We start from the raw sequence: 21,906 nt of genomic DNA, 5'->3' as shown, positions 1-21,906 counted from the left end.
ATCTCGGGAGCTTCATGCTCCACCGACGCTTAAAGTGCCCAATGTGGTTTGCAAGGAAAGCAAATGGATAAGTACATCATCCTGAAAAAACCGCTCTCTTCAGCTAGCTCGATGAAACGAAGCGTGGCAGAGGCCGGTAGCGAGAGACCATCGCTCATCATCGAGCGTTTGCAGCGTCACGAAGCCGCGGAATTGGGTAGAGATCCTGGAATTCTCGCGATCTCTAGACCGATGAAAACCAAGCTTATCAGGCCGCTGAATCCGGCTGTAGAACCTGAACACGCGGGTGATGCATGGGGCGTAGCAGCGGTTAACGCCCATCTTTCCCCCTACACCGGCGCTGGCGTCAGAGTGGCGGTGCTCGACACTGGCATTGATCGTACCCATCCAGCGTTCGACGGTATTGAGCTGCAGGAGCAAGATTTTACCGGCGAGGGAGACGGCGACTGGAACGGGCATGGCACTCATTGCGCAGGAACTATCTTCGGCCGGGATATCGATGGCCGTCGCATTGGCATTGCGCGAGGGGTGAAGAAGGCTTTCATCGCGAAAGTGATTGGAAAGCACAGTGCGGATTCTGACATCCTCTTCCAAGGAATGCATTGGGCGCTGGCCCAGCGAGCCAATATCATTTCAATGTCCCTCGGCTTTGATTTTCCAGGAGAGGTTGAGGAGAAAATCAATAAAGGCTGGCCAGCTGACCTCGCCACCTCCGAAGCACTTGATGTGTTTTGCGGAAACCTGCGGCTGTTCGATTCGTTGATGGGTGTGTTCAAAAGCCACTCAGTTTTCAATGCCACACCCCTCGTCATCGCCGCCGCCGGCAACGAGAGCCGGCGCGCTATCAACAACGATTACCGGATCTCGACTTCGCTTCCTGCAGCCGCTGAAGGTGTACTGTCAGTCGCTGCCGCAGCACATCCCAACCCCTTGCACGCCATTGCAGATTTCTCCAATAGCCTGCCTCACTTGACGGCTCCTGGTGTCAATGTGCTGTCGGCATGGCCGGGCGGCAGCCTCAAGTCAATGGGCGGGACGAGCATGGCTTGCCCTCACGTGGCGGGGGTTGCTGCACTGTGGTGGGAGCATCTGCGGGATCTGCGCTCACCTCAGTTATCCCAAGCCGTTGCCTCCAACTTGGTTGCTAGTGCTCGTAGGGACTGCTTCAGTCCTGAGTTTGATGCCAGCGACTTTGGTCACGGTTTGGTGAGCGCCCCCATTTGACCACCAGCCCAGCTACACCCTAGGCAGCTTTTTCGCATCACTCTTAAGTAGCCAAAACTATGAATGAATTGAACAGAAAAAACGCCCTGGCGAAGCTGATCGAGGAATTGGACCGGCTTCACCTGCCACGCCCTCCAGAGGCCAAAACCAAGCCTGAAAAGGCTGGGCCTTTCGACTTCGTAACTGCTCAGAATGGGCGCCAAAGGCACTTTAAAACTGCTACCAACCGGGCCCTGTTGGCACTGGCCCAAGCTTGGCAGAAAGAGGTCCCTCGACTGGCGATAAAGGTAGAAACCAACGAGTTGGTGGCGCTGCTGCGTCAAACGGTGGCCGACCTTCATGCCGAAGGGAAATTGGTCGAGGATGCTACGCAGAATTTGCGAGCAATCGATGAGCACGTCCAGCAGATCCTCAAGCAGACAACAACCAATTTCACCCACTCGTTCCCGGCGCGCACAGCCGAGATGGAGTGCGTCGAGCCGTTCGTCATTGGACCGGTCACTATCATGACCCGAAAGCAATGGCTCGACACAGTAGATTTCAGTAGTGGCACCAAGCAGTACGCCATGACCTGCATCAGGCCCAACGAGATGCCAGTGCATGCTGCGACCTGACCGGGGCCAGTTGCACAATCGCCCATAGTACCTCAAGCATCAGGATCACCCAGAGCAAAGCGGACGCCCCATGAGCTAAGGCATACAACTGCCAGGAAGCGAATAAGATCCGTCCGACGGCGTCGTAATGGCCAAACCGTTGCTGCGGATCGCGAATCCTCAGCCAGGACCAAACACATACAATCGATCCCATCAGGTTGGCCATCATCACATGCATCGGATCAAACAATGGAACCTGACCACTCAAATTAAGTATGTCGTGCAACGAACTTAACCACTGATGCAATAAAGCGAAACTCCAAGGTGTCACAAAACCAATGGTGATGAGCAGATCGTATATACCGCTGGCACGTACCAACTTGCGATATTGAGCGGTGGTCCACATTACCCTTACTCCTTCGAATCAACGAAGGCATCAGGCTAAAGCCTGGGGTAAGCTCCAAGGTCAAGCCCGAATAAGGAAATTCTCATGCGCATTGGTGAACTCGCCCAGATCTGTGGCGTAAGCCGCGATACTCTGCGGTTCTATGAAGAACGCGGCCTCATTCAGGCCCGCCGCCTAGCCAACGGCTACCGCGACTATCCAGACGAAATTGCTCAATTGGTGCATTTCATTCGCAATGCTCAGCGCCTAGGTTTCAGCCTCAATGAGATCGGCAACAACGTCGAGCACTTGTGGCATTCCTCAGATCCCGACCAAGCCGTGGAGGCGCTGTTACGCGACAAACTGACGCTGGTCGAGCAGCGCCTCGACGAGCTACAACAACTGCGCACTGCACTACTGCATCACCTCACCCTGGCTTGCCCGCTACGCAACGAACTCGACCTGCCGGCACCACGTTCTAAGCTAGCCTTGACCGGCTCGGTAGGGAGCTGATGCCCCCGGACTCACCAGATGCCCCAGAACGAAGGTCCAAAGTGACTTACCATTGGAGCCTTCTCATGCACCCGAGCCTTCGTGCCGCAGCATGAGTCTGATGCCGTATTCGTTTACAGGAGAGGACCTCATGTCCAAAGCTCGAGAGGCATTGATCACCACCGCACTGGAGCTGTTCCTGCATGAAGGCTTGCAGTCGGTAGGTATCGACCGGGTAATCAAAGAGTCCAACGTGAGCAAAATGACGCTGTACAAGTACTTCCCTTCTAAGGAGATATTAATCGCCCAGGTGCTGGAGCATTATCACCACGTCATCATCGGCGAAATCCAGTCATGCCTGGTCAATGTCCCGCCACAGCTGCCGCAGCAAATGGCAGCGCTGCTGGTGTGGTATCGCAGCAAGTTCATCGATAGTAAGGTGCGCGGCTGCCTATTCGGCATCGCCGCGACGGTCTATGCCAACTGCGACCATCCGATTCACCAAGTCTGCCTCAAACACAAGCAGACCCTGGTCGACCTGTTCTCCGCGCTACTGTTCAGCGCGGGCTACGGCGAACGCAGTGCGACCCTGGCCCTACAGTGCCTGACTCTGCTTGAAGGCACCCGCAACCTCACCACCATAGGCGTCAAGGGCGATCCCCTGGCGAGCACCATGCAGGTCGTGCTCATGCTGCTGCAGTTGCAACAACAATAGTTGGAGTGATCAGAAGCCGTATTCGGTCTGGACATACACTGTGTGGTTGTCGCGCAGTTGGCCAAAAAAAGTATCTTCCCGACCATAGTAACCATCGACGCCGCCCAGAAGGCGCACATGATCCGACAGCATATAAGAAGCTTTCAAACGTGCAATGCCACTGTCGTTTTGCAGGTTGGCCACACCACTGGCTTCAATCGACAGGTTGTCATTCAGCCAGCGCTTGGCCAAGCGCCAGGTGAACCCGTACTGATCGCTTGCCGTCTGGCCACTAGTCGCAATCTGCCGCAGCGCTACTTCCTGAGCAAACCACTCCAACCGCTGCGGCCGACTGAAATCATAGACGTGAGTGTAAGTGGCCTGCAGACCTAGGGTTGCATTATTGCGGAACGTCCACTCACCACCCATCACCATGAACAACTGCGGTTTCTTGTGCAAGAAGTCCTCCCGACCGTTGCTGTCTGGCCTGGAATAGGCCCCCTCCGCTCGCCAGACCATTGCGCCTTGGGCCATGCTAAAGTCCATCCCTAAGATGCGGCTACGCTGGGCTTGCACCTGCACTGTGGCGCCCTGGCTGGTCAACAAGCCAGGAGTCAGTACTGGCAATGGATCGACACCATCCAAGTAGGACAGAGAGCCGTCCATGTTAGATGCTGACCACTCCCACTTGGCCGCCCACTGAGAGCGGCCGGATTGGCGAATGTGATAGTCGACATTTGCCAGAGGTACCAGCGGGATGGTATGGCTGGGCGCTTCGGGATACCACATCAGCGCGACACTACCATCACCAACGTAGCGGATCAGGTTGAGCATATCGGCCCCATAACGCTGATCGCCATCCTCCGTAACCAACAGGGTGAAGTCCCGAGGCGCCAGGTTGTCGGTAGGGTTGACTCCATCGGCGCGCCCCCACACCACGATCTGCCGCCCGATACGCAAGTCATAATCGCCGAACTCGTGATGCCAGTAAGCTTCTCGCACACGACCGTGACGCTGTCCGCCAATACTGCGCTGCTGCGCCCAGCCGTCAAATACCAACTGACCCTGATCGCTGGAGCTAAGACGCTCGCGCACCCAGAGCGAAGCAACTTTGACATCCGTCTCGTCGGTCAATGCCCGGTCGCCACTCCACAAGCCTCCGCGCAAAGAGACTGAACTGTCCAATTGCAATGTGGCTTGGGCTGTGCCAGACAGGGCCAGCAACAGCAGGCCCAGTCGCCTCATCTTCCCAACCCCTGGGACTTGAAGTAGCGCTCATCTACTCCTTGTTCAGCTTGGAATGCATCGAAGACGATCTCCGTACGATGACCAGTCTGCAGGTTGTATGCGACAGAGCGCATGGCCTGCCACTTGCCATGTTGCCCTACAGCCTCAATCTGCGAAGATTCGATGCGTTTGAGCGGCTGGCCGGCTTGATCACTGAACTCCGTGCGCACAGCCATGAAATTATCAGCGCGCACCCAGTTAAGCATCTTCGAGTATCCTGAGTCGGTAGCTTCCTTATCGTCGGATGGCACAGACTCGATCTTAAACACCGAAGTGCCGTCGTCCAGGGTTTCCTGGGCCAGCAGCCGATGCCGCCAGTTGGCCGGATTGTGGCCAACGATATCGCCGTAACTGAAATCAGTACCGACGAAACTGTCGCGCTTGTTCGACGCCGATAGCCGTCGGACCTTGCCCAAGGCGGGCAGATAGATCCACATGTCGTCGTCGGCGGCACTCTGCTCCACCAGCAAGGTCGCAGTGCCCTTGATGTCTTGCGGCGCGACGAATTTCACGTAGCGCATATTGTCCTGGGCAGGACCAGACTGCAGCTTTGTCATCCCTATCGTCTTACGTTCGCGGCGCTCCCCATTGGCGTTGATTAGAGTAAAAGTTGCATTACTGCTGGAATCGAGCACTTTGCCGGCCTGATAGCTACGCTGCATGATTTGCTCGGCACTCGGAATCTCTTCCGCCAAAGCAGGGTCGCCATACGCTGCCAGTCCTAATGTGACCACAATAGCCAAACCAAGGTTGAGTTGCGAGGCCAAATTGCCATGGCCTCTGCCAAAAATGAAGGCTGGACGGAACAACATTGCCAACGCCGGCACCAATGTCAGCGAAGCCGTTACACTCACCAGCATGGCGATGACAATGAACATCGATAGCCAGAGGTGGACGTTGTAGCCGAAGGACAGTGCTAGCACGCCGTAGCCGCCAGCTACTGCGGTGGCTACGAACAGCGACGCCTTGCCTGCGGTGGCCAGGGTCTCGCGCACCGCTTGCGGTGGGCTCTGGCTCAGTCGGTACTGCTCGCGCAGGCGATAGAGCATGTAGATCGCATAGTCGGCGCCAATGCCTACCGCCATTGCGGAGATTAGCGAATTGGGAATATTCAGTGGGATACCGAATAGGCCCATCACACCAAACACCGCAATTACCGACAAAGCCAGTGGAGTTAGCACTATGAAGCCGGCAAAGACAGATCGGAATACCAGCGCCGAGATTACGAAGATCGCCAGGGCAATCTGCACGATGTTGCGTAGCTTGCCGTTAACCAGGGTTTCGGTGAGCGCTACCGTCTGTGCCACATCGCCACCAAAGGACACAGTGACCGTCGCTGGGAAGGTACGTTCGGCTTCGGCCTTGAGCTTGCCCAGCAGCGTTTTAACCTGGGCATTATTGCCAGTCTTGAGCAGCAAAGTGACCTTGGCACGCTGGTAGTTGTAATCGACATAGGAATCGAAGTCGCCCGGTTCGCCCGACATTGAGTACAGCAACAGGTACTGGGAAATCAGATTGCGCTCGACGGGCACGCGGTCAAAGGCCGGGGCATCGGCATTCATCGCTGCATTCATACGTGAAATGAAGTCGACGATTGACAAGGTTTTGCCGACCTCAGGCTGGGCTTCGGCATAACGCTGGAGACTGGCGATCGCGGCCAGCACCTCGGGCTGCTTGATAGCGTCCGCCTGAGTACCTTCCACCATGACGTATAAACTATTGGTACCACCTAGTGCATCGTTGAGGAAGGCATCGTCCTTCTGCAGGGCTAGGCCCGAATCAAAGAAATTCTTGCTTGAGTTGTCGATCACCACGCCCTGCATAGCCCAGGTCAGGCCGAGGGCAGCAAGCAGGTAAGCGGCGAACATTGCTGTCCGTTTACGCGGTTGGATCACCCAGGAGGCCGCCGCAGCCGGGATACGGTCCCAGATACGCGCACGCTGCTCCTTATCCAAAACCTTGTCGCCTGGGGGCTTGAGCAGTGAGCGGATGGCCGGGATAAAGGTCATTTCCAACAACATGGCACTGAGGATACCGATGCCGGTGAAGATGCCGAAGGCACGGATCGTGGCGATGTCGAACACCAACAGTGAGAAGAAGCCAATCGCAGCGATGCTACCAGCCATTAGCATTACCGGGCCAACACCAGCCATGGAGCTGATGACAGCTTGCCGGTTGGCTTCCTCGGGCGACAAATCACCCACGGCCCTCAACCGTGAATAGTCCTCGTAGTAGCGCTTAAGCAGTTGCACCGCATGCCCAGCGGCCACAGCCAGGATCAGGATCGGCGTCGGTGAGTTAAAGATGTCCATCGGCTGTCCAAGCACACCCATGAAACCGGTTCCCCACATGACCGCCATCAGCGCCGTGACCAGAGGCAGGATCAGTCCCTGGCGGGTGCGGAACGCTTCGAAGTGCAGCAAGCCGATTACAATGATCGCTATCGGGAACAAGATGTTGATGCGGTTGGCATATTCCTCGGTCTTTTCCAGGTAGGGCGGGTTACCGCCATAGCGAATGGTCAGAGCGTCGGAGGCATAAGCATCGGCTATCTTGCGGATCGGTTCGACCATCGCGGTAAAGCCATCGGAACGCTCCTTGAGCTCAACCAAGATGGCTGCGGTACGACCATCAGCTGAGACCACGGTCTGTTGATACACTGGGTTGCTGGCCAAAGCCTCATGCAGTTGCGCCAATTCGGTGGGCGTATCGGTCGAACCTAGCAACGCACGAGCCTCAAAGCCTTCTTCCGTCCCCTTGATACCCTTAGCTTGTCGGCTCGCCAGGCTGAGCAATGTGGTGCGGACCACGCCAGGCTGGGCATCAAGCTGGCGGGTGATGCCACGTACCGCATCGAGCACCGCTGGCTGGTAGAGATCGCCCTGCTTAGGAGTGATGCCGATGATCATCAGGTATTTGGAGCCAAAGACTTCCTCGACATGGTTGGTGGCCTTTATTAGCGGATGGCCCTGAGGGGCCAGGGTCGCTGGATCGATTACAATCTTCAGACCCGCGCCGAAGACGCCAAGTACCGCGGTGATCAACAAGGTAAGGGTGATCACCCAGCGACGATAGCGGATGACGAACGCAGCATAATTAGTCATGTGCCCATTCCTTGTTAGGCGATTGCATAGCGACCAGTTGACCGGCGCGAATGAAGTCCTTCTCGATCTGGGAGATCAGTACCTTGCGCAGCAGAGAGATAGGTAGAATGCCGAAGAACCGTCCGGGCTCAACATCAAACTGCCAGTCGAGGCGCGTCCCCTCACCTTGAGCAGTGAAACTGTAGCGCCCCTCATACAGGAAGGAGCCTTCAAGCACCTTGAAGCCAAAGTTATGCGGCGGTTCAAAGGTAGTGATACGGCAGCGAAAGTTCATCCGGCGCCCCAGGAAACTAAACACAATGGTGTACTCGGTCCCCAAGCGAGCCGGACTGCTTGCCAACTGAGCCTCGACGCAAGACCCTTGCCAGTGCACGTCGTTGGAAGGGTCGCTGATATAGGCGAACAGCTGGTGCTGGTCCACAGGAAGCAGGCAAGAATATTCGGCACGGATCATGCTGTGTGCTCCACGCAGAGGGAAAGGTTGAAATACTGGCTAACACGCTCCGCCACGGCCTGGACCTGGGGGACATACATGATGCTGTTGTGGTCGCCGGACAATGCTTCCGTGTGCAGGCCATCGCCCAGCAAGGGCTCCCATCCCAGACACGGGCCGAAATCCTCGGTCTCATCCTGGGCCAGCAGCAGCAGGAAACGTCCTTGGGTTGCAGGCGGCAGGTATAACTGTAAGGCAATGCCGTTGGCCAAATAGGTTTCGAATAGGCGCGCTAGTTGTTGCGCATCGGCCTCAGGGCTCAGCGCTCCTGCACGCCGGGCACGCTCCAGCAGATAGGCGAAGGCTGTTTCGGCCGGGTGCAGCCGCAACTCAGCAGGATCGATGTACAGGCGCACGCCGTGCGGCGCGGCTAGGTCTCGGGCAAACCAGCTCATGAGGGTCGCATCGTCGGCATCAGCGGGCATGTTGGCGATGACCGGCGCGCGGGTATCAATCAGGAAAACACCCTCGACGGTTTCGCCGGCCGCCTGCAACTGACGGGAAACCTCATAGGCGATCGCCCCACCAAAGCACCAACCGCCCAGCAAATATGGGCCCTGCGGCTGAACCCCGCGTAGCTGGACAATATAGCGGGTAGCCATTGCCTCAATGGTGACCTCGGCCTCACCATCAGCGCCCAGCCCCGGAGATTGCACTGCAATAACCGGCCGCGGAGTCTGCAGGTGGCGGCTCAACTCCCGATAACTGACCACGTTGCCACCGATCGGGTGGAACAACCAGACTGGCCGACCCGTACCTTTGCGCAGGGTGACCAAGTTGCTTTCCAGCAGCGGCCGGTATTCACGAAGGCGCGCGGCCATCTCGGCCACCGTCGGGTAGCTCAGCAGATCGCCTACGGTCAGCTCAGCCTGTTGGCTGCGGTTAATCTGGTTAATCAGCTCCACCGCCAGCAATGAATGCCCGCCCAGTGCGAAGAAATCGTCATCGATGCTGATCGCGTGGTGACGCAACGTCTGGCAGAACAGTGCCGCCAGCTGCCGCTCCAGCTCATCACGTGGAGCAATTAAAGGCGTGAGTTGCTGATCCAGGACCGGCGCAGGCATACGCTGGCGATCCACCTTGCCGTTGGCAGTCATCGGCAGTCGCTCGAGATAGACATAGTGGCCAGGCACCATGTAGGCGGCAAGCATACGCTTGAGTGATTGTTTGAGATCCTCCACCCGCGGTTCGTGGCCTAGCTGAGCAACCAGATATGCGACGAGTGCCGGTCCCTGCGGGGTTTCTTTCAGGCATACCGCTGCCTGTGCGACCCCCGCGCAGGCACACAAAGCGGCCTCGACCTCGCCAAGCTCGATGCGATAACCACGCAACTTGACCTGAAAATCCAGGCGTCCGAGGTGTTCCAACTCTCCATGAGGGTTCCAGCGGACCCGGTCGCCGGTACGGTACCAACGCTGGCCAAAGGGGCCCTCTTCGATGAAACGCTCAGCCGTCAGGTCGGGGCGCCCCCAATAGCCTTCCGCCAATCCGGCGCCACTGATCCAAAGCTCGCCGGCCATTCCTGGTGGGACCGGAACACCGTGTTCGTCCACCACCAACAGCTCGGTGTTGCGGATCGCCCTACCAATGGTCGGTGGATGGCCTACCCGCAGGCGCGCAGCAGACGACCAAACCGTGGTCTCGGTCGGCCCATAGAGGTTCCAACACGCGGCGCAACTTGCCAGCAGGCGATCGGCCAGGGACTCGGGCAGCACATCGCCGCCGCACAGTGCTGTGACCCCCTCTAGTTTGGAGGTTTCAGCCTGGCCCAGCAGCATCTGCCAGGTCGCGGGTGTGGCTTGCAGATGTGTGATCGCATGTTCCTCGATAGCGCTGGCCAACAAGGCGCCGTCACGCACCTGTTCCTGGCTGGCAACATGCACCGAAGCGCCCACAAGCAGCGGTAAGAACAGTTCGAGTAAGGAGATATCGAATGACGGCGTGGTCACCGCAAGCAGGCAGTTGCCAGGTTCCAGCGCGAACAGGTTATGCATGCCGAGAAGGAAGTTGAGCAAAGCCACATGGCCTACCTGCACGCCTTTTGGCTTGCCGGTCGAGCCCGAAGTGTAGAGGATGTAGGCACTGCCCGAAGCAGCCTTGAGGGCAGGCAGGTCGCCCTCCGCTGGAGTCGCCTCGAAGCGATCGAGGCTGATCCAAGGCGGGCAGGCGCCTGGGGCCTCGACGCCATGGTCGCTGATAATCAGACGTACACCTGCGTCCTCAGCCATATAAATCAGGCGGTCTTCAGGGAACTGTGGATCAAGCGGCACATAGGCTGCGCCCAGACGCCAGATAGCCAAGATCACCGGCACCAGTTGAGCCCCGCGGCTCAAGCGAAATCCGACCCGATCCCCTGGGCCCACGCCATGAGCCTGCAGATGTCTGGCCAGATGCTCGCTGCGCTGCCACAGCTCGGCATAGCTAAGACGGGTGTATGCATCGCTAACCGCCATACTCCCTGGTTGTTGCTCAGCCCATCGGGACAGGCAATCAAGCAGACCAGGTTGCACCGATGCATCGGTCACGCCCACGCCCAGAGCCCGCCAGTTATCGAGCTGATCGGCCCGTGGCTGCAACAGCTGCGTAATCGTCAGCCCCGGAGCATCCACCAGTCTTGCCACGAAGACCCGCAGCCCGTCACGCAAGCGCCTGATGCTCTGCGCCTCGAACAACTGACTGTCGTACTTGAAGACAGCCTCGAAACATTCATCAACCAGTGCTCCCATTTCCAACTGCAGGTCAAGCTGCCCCTCCTGCTGGGGAACCGGGAAGGCGGTCAGTTGCCACTGCGTCAATGGGGAATCCGTCGCTTGTATTCCTTCATTGGTAGCCGGAGAGGACGCGTAGAAATGCTCGAAGTCAGCCAGAACTGGCAAGCGCTCCCAGGAAAAGCCCAGCTGGGCCAGGGCGGCATAACTACCGTCCCTGGTAGGAGCCAGCGTCTCCACCAGCTTGTGCAGCGGCATGTCCTGGTGACGCAGCGCACCGACTACGTGCTCGCGCACCTGCGCCAGCAACGTGAGGAAACTGCAATGGGGATCGACCGCCACGGGTAGGCACAGAGTATTGACGAACTGTCCGAGAGTGTCTCGCCAGCGCCGTGCCATGCGGTTGGCTACAGGTGTGCTGATCACCACCTGCTCCTGTCCTGACCAGTACCCCAGGAAGGCACTGTAGGCCGCCAGCATCACCATGAACGGTGTAGCGTGGTGCTCGCGGGCGAGCCTGGTGATACCTGCGCTGCTGGCACGATCGAAAACGAACGTTTCGCTGGCACCAGCGAACATGCGCTGTGATGGACGCGGCTTATCCAGCGGAATCTCGTGCAAAGCTGGCGCAGTGGCGAAGCGCTGTGCCCAATAGGCCTCCAGCGCGCTCAGGCGGAATGGTTCGAGCACCTGTCGGGCATACTCGGCAAAGTCGATACCGGCCTGCACATCTAGGGTACGCTGCTGCTGTCCCAGACGCGCAAAGACTTCCTTAAGCAGCAGCCCCAACGACCAAAAGTCGAGCAGGATGTGATGTACGACAAACATCACCAGCCAACTGTCATCGTCGCAACGGTAGACATGCAGACGCCACAACGGCGGTTCTCGCAGATCGAAGGGCAACCGAGCGTCCTGGCGGGCACGCTCCCGCAGCACCGCATCATCGAGACCGAATGCATCGCTGTGGCGAATGTCGAAACTCATCTGGTCCCGGACCATCTGGGTGATACCATCCGACCTCTGCTCGAAACACGAACGCAGCACCGGGTAATCACTCACCAGGTCTGTCAGCAAGGACTGGAAATCTGGCCACGACGCCTGTCGATTGCACACTTTCAGGCTGAACAACAGGTTGAAAGCTCCCAGTCTCGGCTGGCTTTCCTGCATAAACCACAGCCCAGCCTGCTCGTTGGCCAATGGCCAAGACAACTGTCCACCTGCGATATCGATACACTTAGTCATGCCGGAGCCCCGACCTGCTCAACTGTGCGACACAGATATCCAGCCAGGTCATCGACCGTCGGATAGTCCCAGAGCAGTGTCGGTGGCAACTGGATACGCAACTCATCCTCAAGGTCACCGGCAATCGTTAAAGCAACGATCGAGTCCAGACCGTATTCCGACAGGTTGCGATCGCAGATCAGCGAACCGGCAGGCAAGCGCAATTCGGGCTCGATCATCGACTTGAGTTTGTCACGATAGAAAGCAAGGTCACGCAGCGCTGTTTGCATTGTCCATTTCCTCTTTATCCATTGATTCATGCACGCTTTCGGCCAGACCGTGCGCCGCCAGCGGCCAGGCCAGCAGCGAGAACATCTGGTTGTCGCAACGTTGGGCGGTCATGGCCTCGTAAAGCTGATCGACCCGTTCGGCGCATAGGCCTCCGGCATGAAAGTGCGATTGCAAGCCTCGCTCGAGCACCGCCAGCAGCCAGTGACCGCTACGATGCTCCTCAGTAAGCACATCGCGACTGTAGAGCCAGACACCCAGGCACGCGGCGACGGAGTAGACCGCGCAATAGCGCTCCGCCAACGCGAAGCGGAGAGCGCTATTGCGTGCTCCGCGCGGTCCGTTCTTGCTGGTGATCTGCTCCTTGAGCTGCATGGCCTGCGAAAGGAATGTCCGACCTGCCACCTGCAACCGCTGCAACATCGCCGGCGGTGTCTGTTGATCAGTCGGCAGTGCCTCCAGACGCTGCAGCAGGTACGGCAGCTGACCGATCAGTGGGTCACCTTCGCGGGAGAACAGCGTTACCCGTCCATGGTCCAGCGCCGGCAATGGCGCCCGCAGATCAAAGAGCAGCTCCATGCAGCGACTGGCCTCGGCTTGCTCACCCGGACGCACCAAGCTTTCCAGCAGGCTCGCCAGGCTGTCGAGGCAGACATGACTGCTGCCATCGAAGATCGACACTACCGCCCCATCGCGGAAAAATTTCTGGAACACGCCTACGCCCTGCTGGTCGCGCATGTAGAAACGCGCGCCAAGGACACTGGCCAGTTGGGCATTGGCATAATCGATCAGGTGACAGACTTGCACCTTGGCGATCGACGACCACGATGAGTAGACCTGCGGGCAGATGTGTAGGCCTCGTGCAGAAACAATCGACACACACTCAGCCATCAACAACGACAAGTAACTGTTAGCCATCACATCGCGGGTGTGAGGAAGGTTGCTGATGGCCGTGCCGTAGAGCGTACGCCGGCTGGCGTAGTCGGCGACCAACCTAAGGGCGGTGTCACCAACCCCCAGGCTAAGCGATGTACAGAAGGTACGCGTGATCTGGAATCCCTTGAGGGCCAGCTCGAGCCCATGACCGACATCCCCGACCAAACAGCTGGCGGGCACCACGCAGTCACGAAAACCTATACCACTAATGTCGCAGCCCTTTAGTCCATGAGTCTTGACTCGTGGCAGGTAGTAATAGCGGCGACTGTCGAGCTGATCCTTTTTGATGATGAATAACGAATGATTTCGTAGGTTGTTGCGCTCGTCCGTCCGCGCCAGCAATACCAAGAAGTCAGAGCGGATCGCTCGATTGATCGGCCATTTCTCGCCGCGGAGGGTATAACTACCGTCGCTGTTCAGTGTTGCCGTGAGACGGTTAGAGACCAGGTCGGCGCCATGATCGGACTCCGAGTAAGCTAGGCAAGGAAAGCTGGCGTTGTGCATGATCCAGCCGGCAACGTCGCGCTTCTGCCGATCGCTGCCGCCCAACCAACTCAGTGTGCTCCAGAGCATAGTGCTATAGGCGACGGCCACCGACATGTTACGCCGCGCCAGCACGCGCCCGAGGGCGACGAAACCTTCACAATCAGTGAACTCCCCCCCCAACGCCCGCGGCACATAGCAACTTGGCATGCCCATCGCATTCAAGGCGCTGACCTGTGCCTCAGGGAAGGCATCCTCCTCGTCCAACTGCAAGGCCCTGGCAAAGGAAAGCAGATTGTCGGCGCGCTCCGGGTCGCCCAGGCGCTGTTCCATTTCCAATGCTTTGAGGTACTGGGGCAAGATCATAGGCAGCCCCCCTGCTCCAAGGCGGCAATCTCCCCGGAAAGCACCCTGTCACGTGTCTCGCCGCGCTGGATCTTGCCGCTGGAGGTCCGAGCAATCCTATTAGGGGCAGTCAGCAACAGCGCTGAAACCTTGAGCTGATGCGCCTGGGAAACACAGTGCAGAATTTCCTCACGCAGATGCGTCAGATCCAAGCCCTTGGCACCGCGTTCGACCTCCACCACTAGGCCCAGCGCTTCCTCGCCATCTTCTTCCTCGTAGGCATAAGCCGCCACGCCATGGGCTTTGATAGCTGGGTGTGCCAGCATGACGCTTGATTCAATATCAGTAGGGTAGTGGTTATGCCCACGGATAATGATCAGGTCCTTGATCCGACCGGTCACGTATAACTCTCCGTCGCACATCGCCCCCAGGTCACCGGTTCGCAGCCACATCTCCTGGCTGTCAGGGAGTCCGGCGAGGAAGGTCTCTCGCGTCGCCTCGGCGTTGTTCCAATAACCATCGGCGACCATCGGGCCGGCAATCCAAATTTCACCGACTTGTCCCTCGGCTAAGGGCATATGGCGCTGGGGGTCGACAATCCTCACCTGCGCGTCGCGATCAGGACGACCGCTGCTCACCAGGCGCACTCCATCACCCTCGGTGACTTGTAACAGGCCCAGTTTAAGGGCCTGCGGATTAGCCAGCAGCTCCCGGCGCGTGCTGTGAGGGTCACTGGCGGATACCAGCAGCGTCGTTTCAGCCATGCCATAGCACGGCTGGAAAGCCGCCGGAGAGAAGCCGGCTGGCGCGAAGGCTTCGGCGAAAGCGTCGAGGGTTGCGGCGCGGATCGGTTCCGCCCCATTGGCGGCCAGCCGCCAGCTGGATAGATCAAGCGCGGCCAATTGCTCAGGCCGCAGACGCCGTACACACAGATCGTAGGCGAAGTTGGGAGCCGCACTGACCGTGGCCTTGAGCCGGGAGATCATCTCCAGCCAGCGATGCGGGCGCTGGAGGAATGTCGCCGGCGCGATCAGATGCACCGGAAAGCCGCAATACAGCGGCTGCAACAAGCTGCCAATCAGGCCCATGTCATGGTACGGCGGGAGCCAGGCCACCCCAATATCATGCTCGCTGCTAGCCATCGCGCGCTGGATCATCTCAGAGTTCTTCAGCAGATGCCGGTGTTGCAGGCGCACTCCTTTGGGCTTACCGGTGGAGCCTGAGGTGTACTGCAGCACGGCCAATGTCTGTGGCTCGATGTAGGGCATTGCCCACGACCCAGGGGACTGCAGGTCAACACCATCGACCGCCAGCACCCGCAGTGAGCCATTTTGCAGAGCCGGCCACTCCCCTTGCTGCAACCCATCGATGACAGACTGAGTCGACAGAATCACTTCGGCCCCCGCGTCTTCGAGAACCAGCCGGACGCGCTCGTAGGACGCATTTATCTTCGGTGAATAAACCGGCACCGCAGTCAGTCGTGCGTACCAGCAACCGAGAATCGCCATCACATATTGCGCACTGGGCTGCATCAAGATTATCGCTCGCTTACCCACTACCCCCATGGCCTGAAGCCGGCTGGCAAGGGCACGGGCTGCGCGATCAAGATCTTGGTACGTGAGGCTGGCCGACAGGGTTTGGCCATCACCAAAGGTCATAGCAAGCCGAGTAGGCGTCTCTTCGGCACGCTGGCGTAACAGGGTGACGAAAGATTGATGTGCACAGGGAGCAACAGTCTGTCCCTCGGACAGATCGAGTAAGAAGTCCATTTCCATGTTTCTCATTCTTGTGATTGGCGTGATCGCGGAAGTATACAGACTTGTCTGTATACTGCTAGCCCCTTGCCATTACTTTGTTGGAGGAACGATCGCCAGGCATGTCAAAGCCGCCTCGGTCAAGCAAGTGACCGAAAAAGGCAAACCTGTCGCCGAGGTCGCCCAGCGCCTGGGTATGTCCGTGCACAGCCTTTACGCCTGGATCAAGGTTTACAGCAAGCCCCAAGAGCAGCGTCAGCATGACAATGATCAGCAGGCTGACGCCATGCTGATGGCCGTGTGGCGACGCAAGCCACAGCAGCAAGTGATGATTCACTCAGACCAAGGCAGTCAGTTCAGTAGCTCAGATTGGCAAAGCTTCCTGAAGGCCAACAATGTGATCAGCAGCATGAGCCGACGGGGAAACTGCCACGACATGCCGTAGCCGAGAGTTTTTTCCGGCTTTTGAAGCGGGAGCGAATCCGACGAAAGATCTACGCAACGCGTGACGAAGCCCGAAGTGATATTTTCGATTACATCGAGATGTTCTATAACCCCAAGCGTCGACACAGCAGTGCTATGCAGCTGTCTCCTGTAGAGTATGAGAAACGCTATTTCCTGAGCTTGGAGAGTGTCTAGGAAACCAGGGGCGATTCAATGGTGGCGTTGACCTGGTGATCAAACGCGTTCATTTGACATCTGGAACAGATGTCAAAAGCGATGTAAAAATCAACCGCAATGGACTATTGGTTGAACGGGGAAAGTCGGAGATACTCACTTCCGAAGATTCTGAGCTGAGTAGTACTGTTCAGCACATAGAGCCTGATAAGAATGATAACCTCCTCACTCGCTCTACAACGACGCCCTGCCAAGCAGTGATCGAGTACGTTGTAGCAGGTGAGAGAAATAGAACAGCAACTATCGACTTTATCTGTTACGCAGCAACACTGATTGGCGAAAAGGAAATCAAGTGGATAGAAAAAACACTTGAAACGCTTCGCACCACCTCGCCTCTCGCACCTCCGAATCAGCCTTAGGTACACCGGCAGCGAGGATAAGCTGTTGCGGGGCAACCAGTTTGCCTGGTGGAGTGGACCCGTCCGGCAGAATACGAGATTTCGCTCGATATCGCGTCGCAGCACCGGTTAGCAATAAATGCCGAGCTCAATCTTTTGAAGATAGTCCTCAACGCTCTTAAATCCCCACCAGTTTTCGATAACGTCCAAGGGCACCTTACCAGCGAGGTAGTTACAAGGTCGCCCGAGCCATTGCTCAGCCAACTGCTGATTACCAAAAACTGCTATTGCACGCTCTAACGCCTGGGCGTATTGGAAAGCGGTTGCGCTCTGACGAGCGTTGAGCCGAACGCGACGCGCTTGCTTTTTCTGACGTTGGCCGCGCCGGTCCGAGCTCCCAAGAATTCGATCCAGCACCGAGGCAGCGCTGTACAGCGGCGAAGATGCGACCATGGCTCTCACTTGAGCCAGAGAAAAGCCCTCGCGTACGAGGCGATACAAAACCAATGAACTGATCGGCAATGCTTCGGGCTCAATCAGAAAGGCCGTTGGCCGAAAGTCAGCCTTGATCGAACTGGACCCGTGATCATTCGAGAATAAACGTCAATCGCGAAGGTGATCCACACCCTACCGATAGGACGCCTATGAACATCATCAACCAAGATGATATCCATCGGTGTGTGGTCGATTTGCAAAACGGCAAGGGGATAGTCCGCACCGGGAAATGAGCCAGGCGTCGGCGTGTATTTGTTCCGCGCCAATTCCGCATAGCCTCGGCCGCGGAGATAGGCCTTGTCGGGGATGCCTTTGATTCGTGCGCGGATTGCAGTCACTCCCGGCGGAGGGATCTGCGCGGCTTCGCAGGTCTCGACGATTCTATCGATTGTCGCTAGTACCGTTGGCCGGTCATTCTTAAGGAAAAAATTACGAATCACATCCTCAATGATCTTGTTGGCTTCATCTGAAAGGCGTGAGTTGCCCTCCTTCCATCCCCTTCGGCGCGGAATAAGAGCGAGCTTCTCTCCCCACTCCTTGTAACGCTTGATCCAGCGATACAAGGTCGCGACATCAACGCCAACCGCTGCGCTTCTCGCTTCAACGTCCCGTCGACCAATCACTATGCTCCCCAGAAGCGGCTCGATAGCGGCAAAGCGTCTCTGCGCCTCTGACCAGTCCTCACTGCCGATCAGTGCGATATCGTAATTGGCGTAGAGTCCCTCGACTTTCTCTCGCTTGATCGCGCGTATGCCTTCGATTGGCAACGCAGCGGCCCTACCCGACTCCAGTTCAATCCCGACCACAGTTCGAAAATCCAGGATCTGCGAGATCCGGTAAGCAGAATCGCCGTGAGCGACAAGCGCCCCCACCTCGATTATTACCTGAAGCCGATCAGGCTCGTACGGGGTCAGTTGCGCATCCAGTGAATTGTCGTCCGTCATCACGCCACCCATACGTCGAGGAAATTGTTTAGCGGAAGGCGTATGTCACAGGCCAGCCGTCGCGTAGCGATGAGATGCCACAAATGACTGATCCCCTCGCCTCGATACCGGTCGCAGGAATGCAATGCCAATAGGTAATGGACCGGAGCCACGCCCATCTCCCTTACCGTGTTAATGATCCAGTTGCTGTCTTCTGGCGCAAACGTCATCCGTGCGTAACGCTCCAGAAACTTGATGTTCTGAAGCGCGGTATCACGAATTCTCGACTCGTCATAGATGTGGAATATCCAACCCTGCTCATTTGCATACCGCCAAGCAGCCTTCCACTTGGGAAGCCAGGCTCGCCAGTTCTTGCGCCAATCGGCCTCTGGCTTTACCTCAACCAACATCGGCTTGGGCCAGTTGTCGAGGCTTCGATCTCCGAGATCAAAGTGGACGAGAAAATCTGGGGTGTATTTGTAAGGGCGACCGTTGCTGCTGAAGGGAATGCTGACCGGCTGTGAGATGATGCTGCGGACATCCTTCGAAAACTCAGTTCGAACAATGAAGTCTCGTTCCAGCGTGGACTCGTACGGGATGCCACCTTCCCCGCGGAATGGGAAAACTCCGGAGACGCTTCGTTTCGTGGGTTTGATAGGACGAACCGAACCCGTCTTAGTTTTGTCGCGGCTATTTCCGACCATTTATAGGACCGTCGCAGCTATTTAGGTTTTACGTCGCAGCTATTGACGAACGCAGTTTCGAGGACTAAAGGCCTCTAGTATGGGGGTGTCGCAGCAAATTAGGAATCCTACAGAGGCAGCCGGCCACAACCAGGTGAAATCACCTTGGCGCACCATGGGGTACTGTTTCTCGATGAATTGCCGGAGTTCGAGCGTCGTGTACTTGAGGTGCTTCGCGAGCCCCTGGAGTCTGGCGAGATCGTGATTGCCCGGGCACGGGACAAAGTACGCTTTCCGGCGCGCTTCCAACTGGTGGCGGCCATGAACCCCTGCCCTTGCGGCTACCTGGGCGACCCCACCGGCCGCTGCCGCTGCAGCACCGAACAGATCCAGCGCTACCGCAACAAGCTTTCCGGCCCGCTGCTGGACCGCATCGATCTGCACCTTACCGTGGCGCGTGAAACCACCACGCTCAACAACCAACCTTGCGGCGAGACCAGCGCCGATGTGGCCGCCCAGGTGGCCGAGGCACGCGAGGTGCAGTACCGCCGGCAAGGCTGTGCCAATGCGTTTCTGGACCTCGAGGGGCTGCGCCGGCACTGCGAATTGTGCGCTGCCGACCAGGCCTGGCTGGAGAGTGCCTGCGAGCGCCTGACACTTTCCCTGCGCGCCGCCCACAGGCTGTTGAAGGTGGCCCGCACGCTGGCTGACCTGGAGGGGGCCAGTACGATTGCCAAGGCGCACCTGGCCGAAGCCCTGCAGTACCGGCCCGGAAGTCACTAGCCCTGCGGCGGGCCCTTCATATGCGCACTCAATACTAGCCATAGCGGCAATATATTTTGTGCGCAAAATAATTGCGCGCAATATTAGCTCCAGACAGAAAGCAATCGTCGCCACCCCTTACTGAATCTGGAGAACGACCATGACCCTTCGCACCGTATTCGCACTCACCCTCGCCACCCTTGCACTGGGCACCAGTGCCGGTACCTTTGCTCAGTCCACCGAAGCGACGCCCTACCACTACGGCATGAACCTGGACATCGCGCAGGTGATCAGCCTGGTCCCCTCGGCCACGATCCAGGGCCAGCCAAGCACGGCCACCATGACCTACCGAGACAGCACTGGCCAAGTCCGGAGCATTCGCTACTACCAGCCCGATAACGCTCAAGGCAACCAGAACTGAATGCCCATGCAAGATCGAACAAGGCCGTGCAAGCGGCCTTTTGCATTTGCAGGATACTGGCATATTCAAAGCAACTGCTCGCGAGACCTGTAGCGACAAGGCGTTACCTAAAACCTGTAATACTTAGACACATTTGAAAACAAAATGTGGTTGTACGACATCCTATCTACTGTGTTCGACTGCGCTCGTTTAAACAAGAACAATAACGGAGACATACCCATGTCGAGCATTCATTCGGCCGAGGGCAGTGCTGCCGCACCCTCTCAAAGCCGCGTAACACGGCTGATCAAACTGCTGGGTCCAGGCATCATCGCGGTGTTGTCCTGGCTTGGCGCAGGTGATCTGATAACCTCGTCCGTCGCAGGCGCCAACTACGGTTACGCCATGATGTGGGTACTCGCCGTTTCGTTGCTGCTCAGATACCTCATCGTCAACATCATCGCCCGCTTCCAGCTGTGCAATAACCAAGGCATGACCATTCTCCAGGGGTACGCGCAACTGCACCCCGTATTTGCCTGGTTCATGCTGGCCTACGCGCTGCTGATGGGCCACCTGATGAACGCCTACATGATCAAGGGCGCAGGCGAAGCGCTGGCGATGCTGTTGCGCATCGACTACCCGCTGCTGTGCTCGATGGCTGTGGTGCTGGCGGTGTGGATGCTGGTCGGGCGCAACATCTACGCGATGATCGAAGGCGTGATGAAGCTGCTGCTGGCGGTGATGACGCTGGCGTTTCTGGCACTGGCCGTAATGTCTGGCCCGGATGTGGCCGGTATCGTCAAAGGCACCATCGGCTTCAGCATCCCCGCCGACGAAGGCGTGCACGGTGCACTGCTGGTGGCGGTGTCGGTGATCGGCGCGGTGGCAGGCTCGGTGGCCAACTTCGTGCATCCCTACGTGATGCGCCAGAAGGGCTGGGTAGGCCCGCAACACAAACGCATCCAGCGCAACGACCTGCTGTTCGCCGTGTTCATCGGTATCGTCATCAACCTGGCCATCTGGATCGTCGGCGCGGAAATACTGCGGCCAAACGGCATCGAAGTGAAAACCCTCGGCGACCTGGGCAAGGCACTGGAAATATTCTTCGGCCCGATCGGCTGGTACATCTTCTTCATCGGTGTGTTCGCCACGCTGTTCGCCAGCATTTCCGGCAAGACCACGGCCTTCCCGATGCTGATTACCGATGCCTTCCAGCATGTCCGCCCGCAGCGGCGTGAGCGTTACGGCAAAGAGTTCCACAAGGACCCGATGCACAAGTGGTTCATGCTGTTCATTCTGGTGACGCCGCTGATCTGGTCGATCCCGGGCATGCCCGACTTCGTGACCCTGACCATTGGCGTCAGTGCGTTGAACATCATTGGCTTGCCTGTCATTTCGCTGGGCCTGCTGATCATGTCGAACCAAAAGTCGCTGCTCAGCAAGCAATACCGCAACAACCTGTTCGAAAACATCGCGCTGGCATTCGCGACCGGGCTGGCGTTGTGGGTGGCCTTCCAGTTGGGTGTGGATCTGCTCGGCCTGGGCTGAGCCCCTCGCCCCATCGCCGGCCTGCCGGCGATGGGGCACTGAAGGTTAACGCTGGCTGTTCTTGACGAACGC

At 57.8% G+C, this 21,906-nt stretch carries 18 protein-coding genes and 3 pseudogenes; 10 read left to right on the top strand and 11 right to left on the bottom strand.

Going from position 1 to position 21,906, the window contains the following annotated elements; all coding sequences use genetic code 11:
* The first annotated feature begins 63 nt into the window (after positions 1 to 63).
* Together ACIPZC_RS01485 and ACIPZC_RS01480 are read left to right on the top strand one after the other, a co-directional pair.
* Positions 64 to 1,224 (top strand): S8 family peptidase, encoded by a 1,161-nt coding sequence (locus ACIPZC_RS01485; RefSeq protein WP_400624380.1) that lies wholly within the window; start codon positions 64 to 66, stop codon positions 1,222 to 1,224.
* 59 nt (positions 1,225 to 1,283) lie between these two features.
* On the top strand, positions 1,284 to 1,838 hold the full coding sequence (locus ACIPZC_RS01480; RefSeq protein ID WP_400624377.1) for a hypothetical protein: 555 nt from the start codon (positions 1,284 to 1,286) through the stop codon (positions 1,836 to 1,838).
* Here ACIPZC_RS01480 and ACIPZC_RS01475 read toward each other — a convergent pair.
* Entirely contained in the window at positions 1,801 to 2,223 is a 423-nt protein-coding gene (locus ACIPZC_RS01475; protein ID WP_400624374.1) for a hypothetical protein, read from the bottom strand. The two genes, ACIPZC_RS01480 and ACIPZC_RS01475, sit on opposite strands and share 38 nt — an antisense overlap.
* Before the next feature lie 84 nt (positions 2,224 to 2,307).
* Here ACIPZC_RS01475 and ACIPZC_RS01470 point away from each other — a divergent pair, with 84 nt between their 5' ends.
* The gene (locus tag ACIPZC_RS01470; RefSeq protein ID WP_400624371.1) at positions 2,308 to 2,715 is read left to right on the top strand and encodes a MerR family DNA-binding transcriptional regulator; all 408 of its coding nucleotides are present in this window, start codon (positions 2,308 to 2,310) and stop codon (positions 2,713 to 2,715) included.
* A 130-nt stretch (positions 2,716 to 2,845) separates the two neighbouring features.
* Positions 2,846 to 3,409 (top strand): TetR/AcrR family transcriptional regulator, encoded by a 564-nt coding sequence (locus ACIPZC_RS01465; RefSeq protein WP_400624368.1) that lies wholly within the window; start codon positions 2,846 to 2,848, stop codon positions 3,407 to 3,409.
* Between the two features lie 9 nt (positions 3,410 to 3,418).
* On the opposite strand, the gene ACIPZC_RS01460 is transcribed toward ACIPZC_RS01465, so the two are convergent.
* The 7 genes from ACIPZC_RS01460 to ACIPZC_RS01430 form a co-directional block, all read right to left on the bottom strand.
* Positions 3,419 to 4,522, bottom strand: a complete 1,104-nt coding sequence (locus ACIPZC_RS01460; RefSeq protein WP_400624365.1) for a hypothetical protein — start codon at positions 4,520 to 4,522, stop codon at positions 3,419 to 3,421.
* Positions 4,523 to 4,629: 107 nt separating this feature from the next.
* Positions 4,630 to 7,779, bottom strand: coding sequence for an outer membrane lipoprotein-sorting protein (locus ACIPZC_RS01455; protein ID WP_400624362.1), 3,150 nt, complete (start codon positions 7,777 to 7,779; stop codon positions 4,630 to 4,632).
* Entirely contained in the window at positions 7,772 to 8,233 is a 462-nt protein-coding gene (locus ACIPZC_RS01450; protein WP_400624360.1) for an SRPBCC family protein, read from the bottom strand. The genes ACIPZC_RS01455 and ACIPZC_RS01450 overlap by 8 nt, the downstream gene beginning before the upstream one ends.
* Positions 8,230 to 12,222 carry an amino acid adenylation domain-containing protein gene (locus ACIPZC_RS01445; RefSeq protein ID WP_400624357.1) on the bottom strand — a complete coding sequence of 1,331 codons (3,993 nt, stop codon included), beginning with the start codon at positions 12,220 to 12,222 and terminating at the stop codon, positions 8,230 to 8,232. The genes ACIPZC_RS01450 and ACIPZC_RS01445 overlap by 4 nt, the downstream gene beginning before the upstream one ends.
* The gene (locus ACIPZC_RS01440; protein WP_400624353.1) at positions 12,219 to 12,491 is read right to left on the bottom strand and encodes an acyl carrier protein; all 273 of its coding nucleotides are present in this window, start codon (positions 12,489 to 12,491) and stop codon (positions 12,219 to 12,221) included. The genes ACIPZC_RS01445 and ACIPZC_RS01440 overlap by 4 nt, the downstream gene beginning before the upstream one ends.
* Positions 12,472 to 14,274, bottom strand: coding sequence for an acyl-CoA dehydrogenase family protein (locus tag ACIPZC_RS01435; protein WP_400624351.1), 1,803 nt, complete (start codon positions 14,272 to 14,274; stop codon positions 12,472 to 12,474). Before ACIPZC_RS01435 ends, ACIPZC_RS01440 begins: the two co-directional genes overlap by 20 nt.
* A complete protein-coding gene (locus ACIPZC_RS01430; protein ID WP_400624348.1) occupies positions 14,271 to 16,028 on the bottom strand; it encodes a fatty acyl-AMP ligase in 1,758 nt (585 codons plus the stop codon). The genes ACIPZC_RS01435 and ACIPZC_RS01430 overlap by 4 nt, the downstream gene beginning before the upstream one ends.
* Here ACIPZC_RS01430 and ACIPZC_RS01425 point away from each other — a divergent pair.
* From ACIPZC_RS01425 to ACIPZC_RS01415, 3 genes and pseudogenes are all read left to right on the top strand, one after another.
* A pseudogene (locus ACIPZC_RS01425) lies at positions 16,027 to 16,212 on the top strand (hypothetical protein); the annotation flags it as partial. The gene ACIPZC_RS01430 and the pseudogene ACIPZC_RS01425 sit on opposite strands and share 2 nt — an antisense overlap.
* Before the next feature lie 75 nt (positions 16,213 to 16,287).
* Positions 16,288 to 16,646, top strand: a pseudogene (locus ACIPZC_RS01420) (IS3 family transposase); the annotation flags it as partial.
* A 35-nt stretch (positions 16,647 to 16,681) separates the two neighbouring features.
* The gene (locus ACIPZC_RS01415) at positions 16,682 to 17,044 is read left to right on the top strand and encodes a hypothetical protein (protein WP_400624345.1); all 363 of its coding nucleotides are present in this window, start codon (positions 16,682 to 16,684) and stop codon (positions 17,042 to 17,044) included.
* Positions 17,045 to 17,152: 108 nt separating this feature from the next.
* Here ACIPZC_RS01415 and ACIPZC_RS01410 read toward each other — a convergent pair whose 3' ends face one another.
* The 3 genes from ACIPZC_RS01410 to ACIPZC_RS01400 are packed head-to-tail and all read right to left on the bottom strand — an operon-like array spanning position 17,153 to position 19,145.
* Positions 17,153 to 17,524, bottom strand: a complete 372-nt coding sequence (locus ACIPZC_RS01410) for an antitoxin Xre/MbcA/ParS toxin-binding domain-containing protein (RefSeq protein WP_400624819.1) — start codon at positions 17,522 to 17,524, stop codon at positions 17,153 to 17,155.
* A 35-nt stretch (positions 17,525 to 17,559) separates the two neighbouring features.
* A complete protein-coding gene (locus ACIPZC_RS01405) occupies positions 17,560 to 18,462 on the bottom strand; it encodes a helix-turn-helix domain-containing protein (RefSeq protein ID WP_400624342.1) in 903 nt (300 codons plus the stop codon).
* On the bottom strand, positions 18,462 to 19,145 hold the full coding sequence (locus ACIPZC_RS01400; protein ID WP_400624339.1) for a heteromeric transposase endonuclease subunit TnsA: 684 nt from the start codon (positions 19,143 to 19,145) through the stop codon (positions 18,462 to 18,464). The genes ACIPZC_RS01405 and ACIPZC_RS01400 overlap by 1 nt, the downstream gene beginning before the upstream one ends.
* A gap of 114 nt (positions 19,146 to 19,259) precedes the next feature.
* Between ACIPZC_RS01400 and ACIPZC_RS01395 the strand changes: the two are divergent.
* The 3 genes and pseudogenes from ACIPZC_RS01395 to ACIPZC_RS01385 form a co-directional block, all read left to right on the top strand.
* Positions 19,260 to 19,907 (top strand): annotated as a pseudogene (locus ACIPZC_RS01395) (ATP-binding protein); the annotation flags it as partial.
* Positions 19,908 to 20,046: 139 nt separating this feature from the next.
* Positions 20,047 to 20,307: a DUF2790 domain-containing protein gene (locus ACIPZC_RS01390; protein ID WP_400624336.1), complete on the top strand. Its 261-nt coding sequence runs from the start codon at positions 20,047 to 20,049 to the stop codon at positions 20,305 to 20,307.
* 219 nt (positions 20,308 to 20,526) lie between these two features.
* Entirely contained in the window at positions 20,527 to 21,834 is a 1,308-nt protein-coding gene (locus tag ACIPZC_RS01385) for an Nramp family divalent metal transporter (protein WP_267820102.1), read from the top strand.
* Positions 21,835 to 21,906: the final 72 nt, after the last annotated feature.

Source organism: Pseudomonas sp. NPDC089743 (genome assembly GCF_044748785.1).
GTDB classification, from domain to species: domain Bacteria; phylum Pseudomonadota; class Gammaproteobacteria; order Pseudomonadales; family Pseudomonadaceae; genus Aquipseudomonas; species Aquipseudomonas putida_X.
Note: the sequence above shows the minus strand (reverse complement) of the source record. Positions and strands in the feature narration are given on the sequence as shown.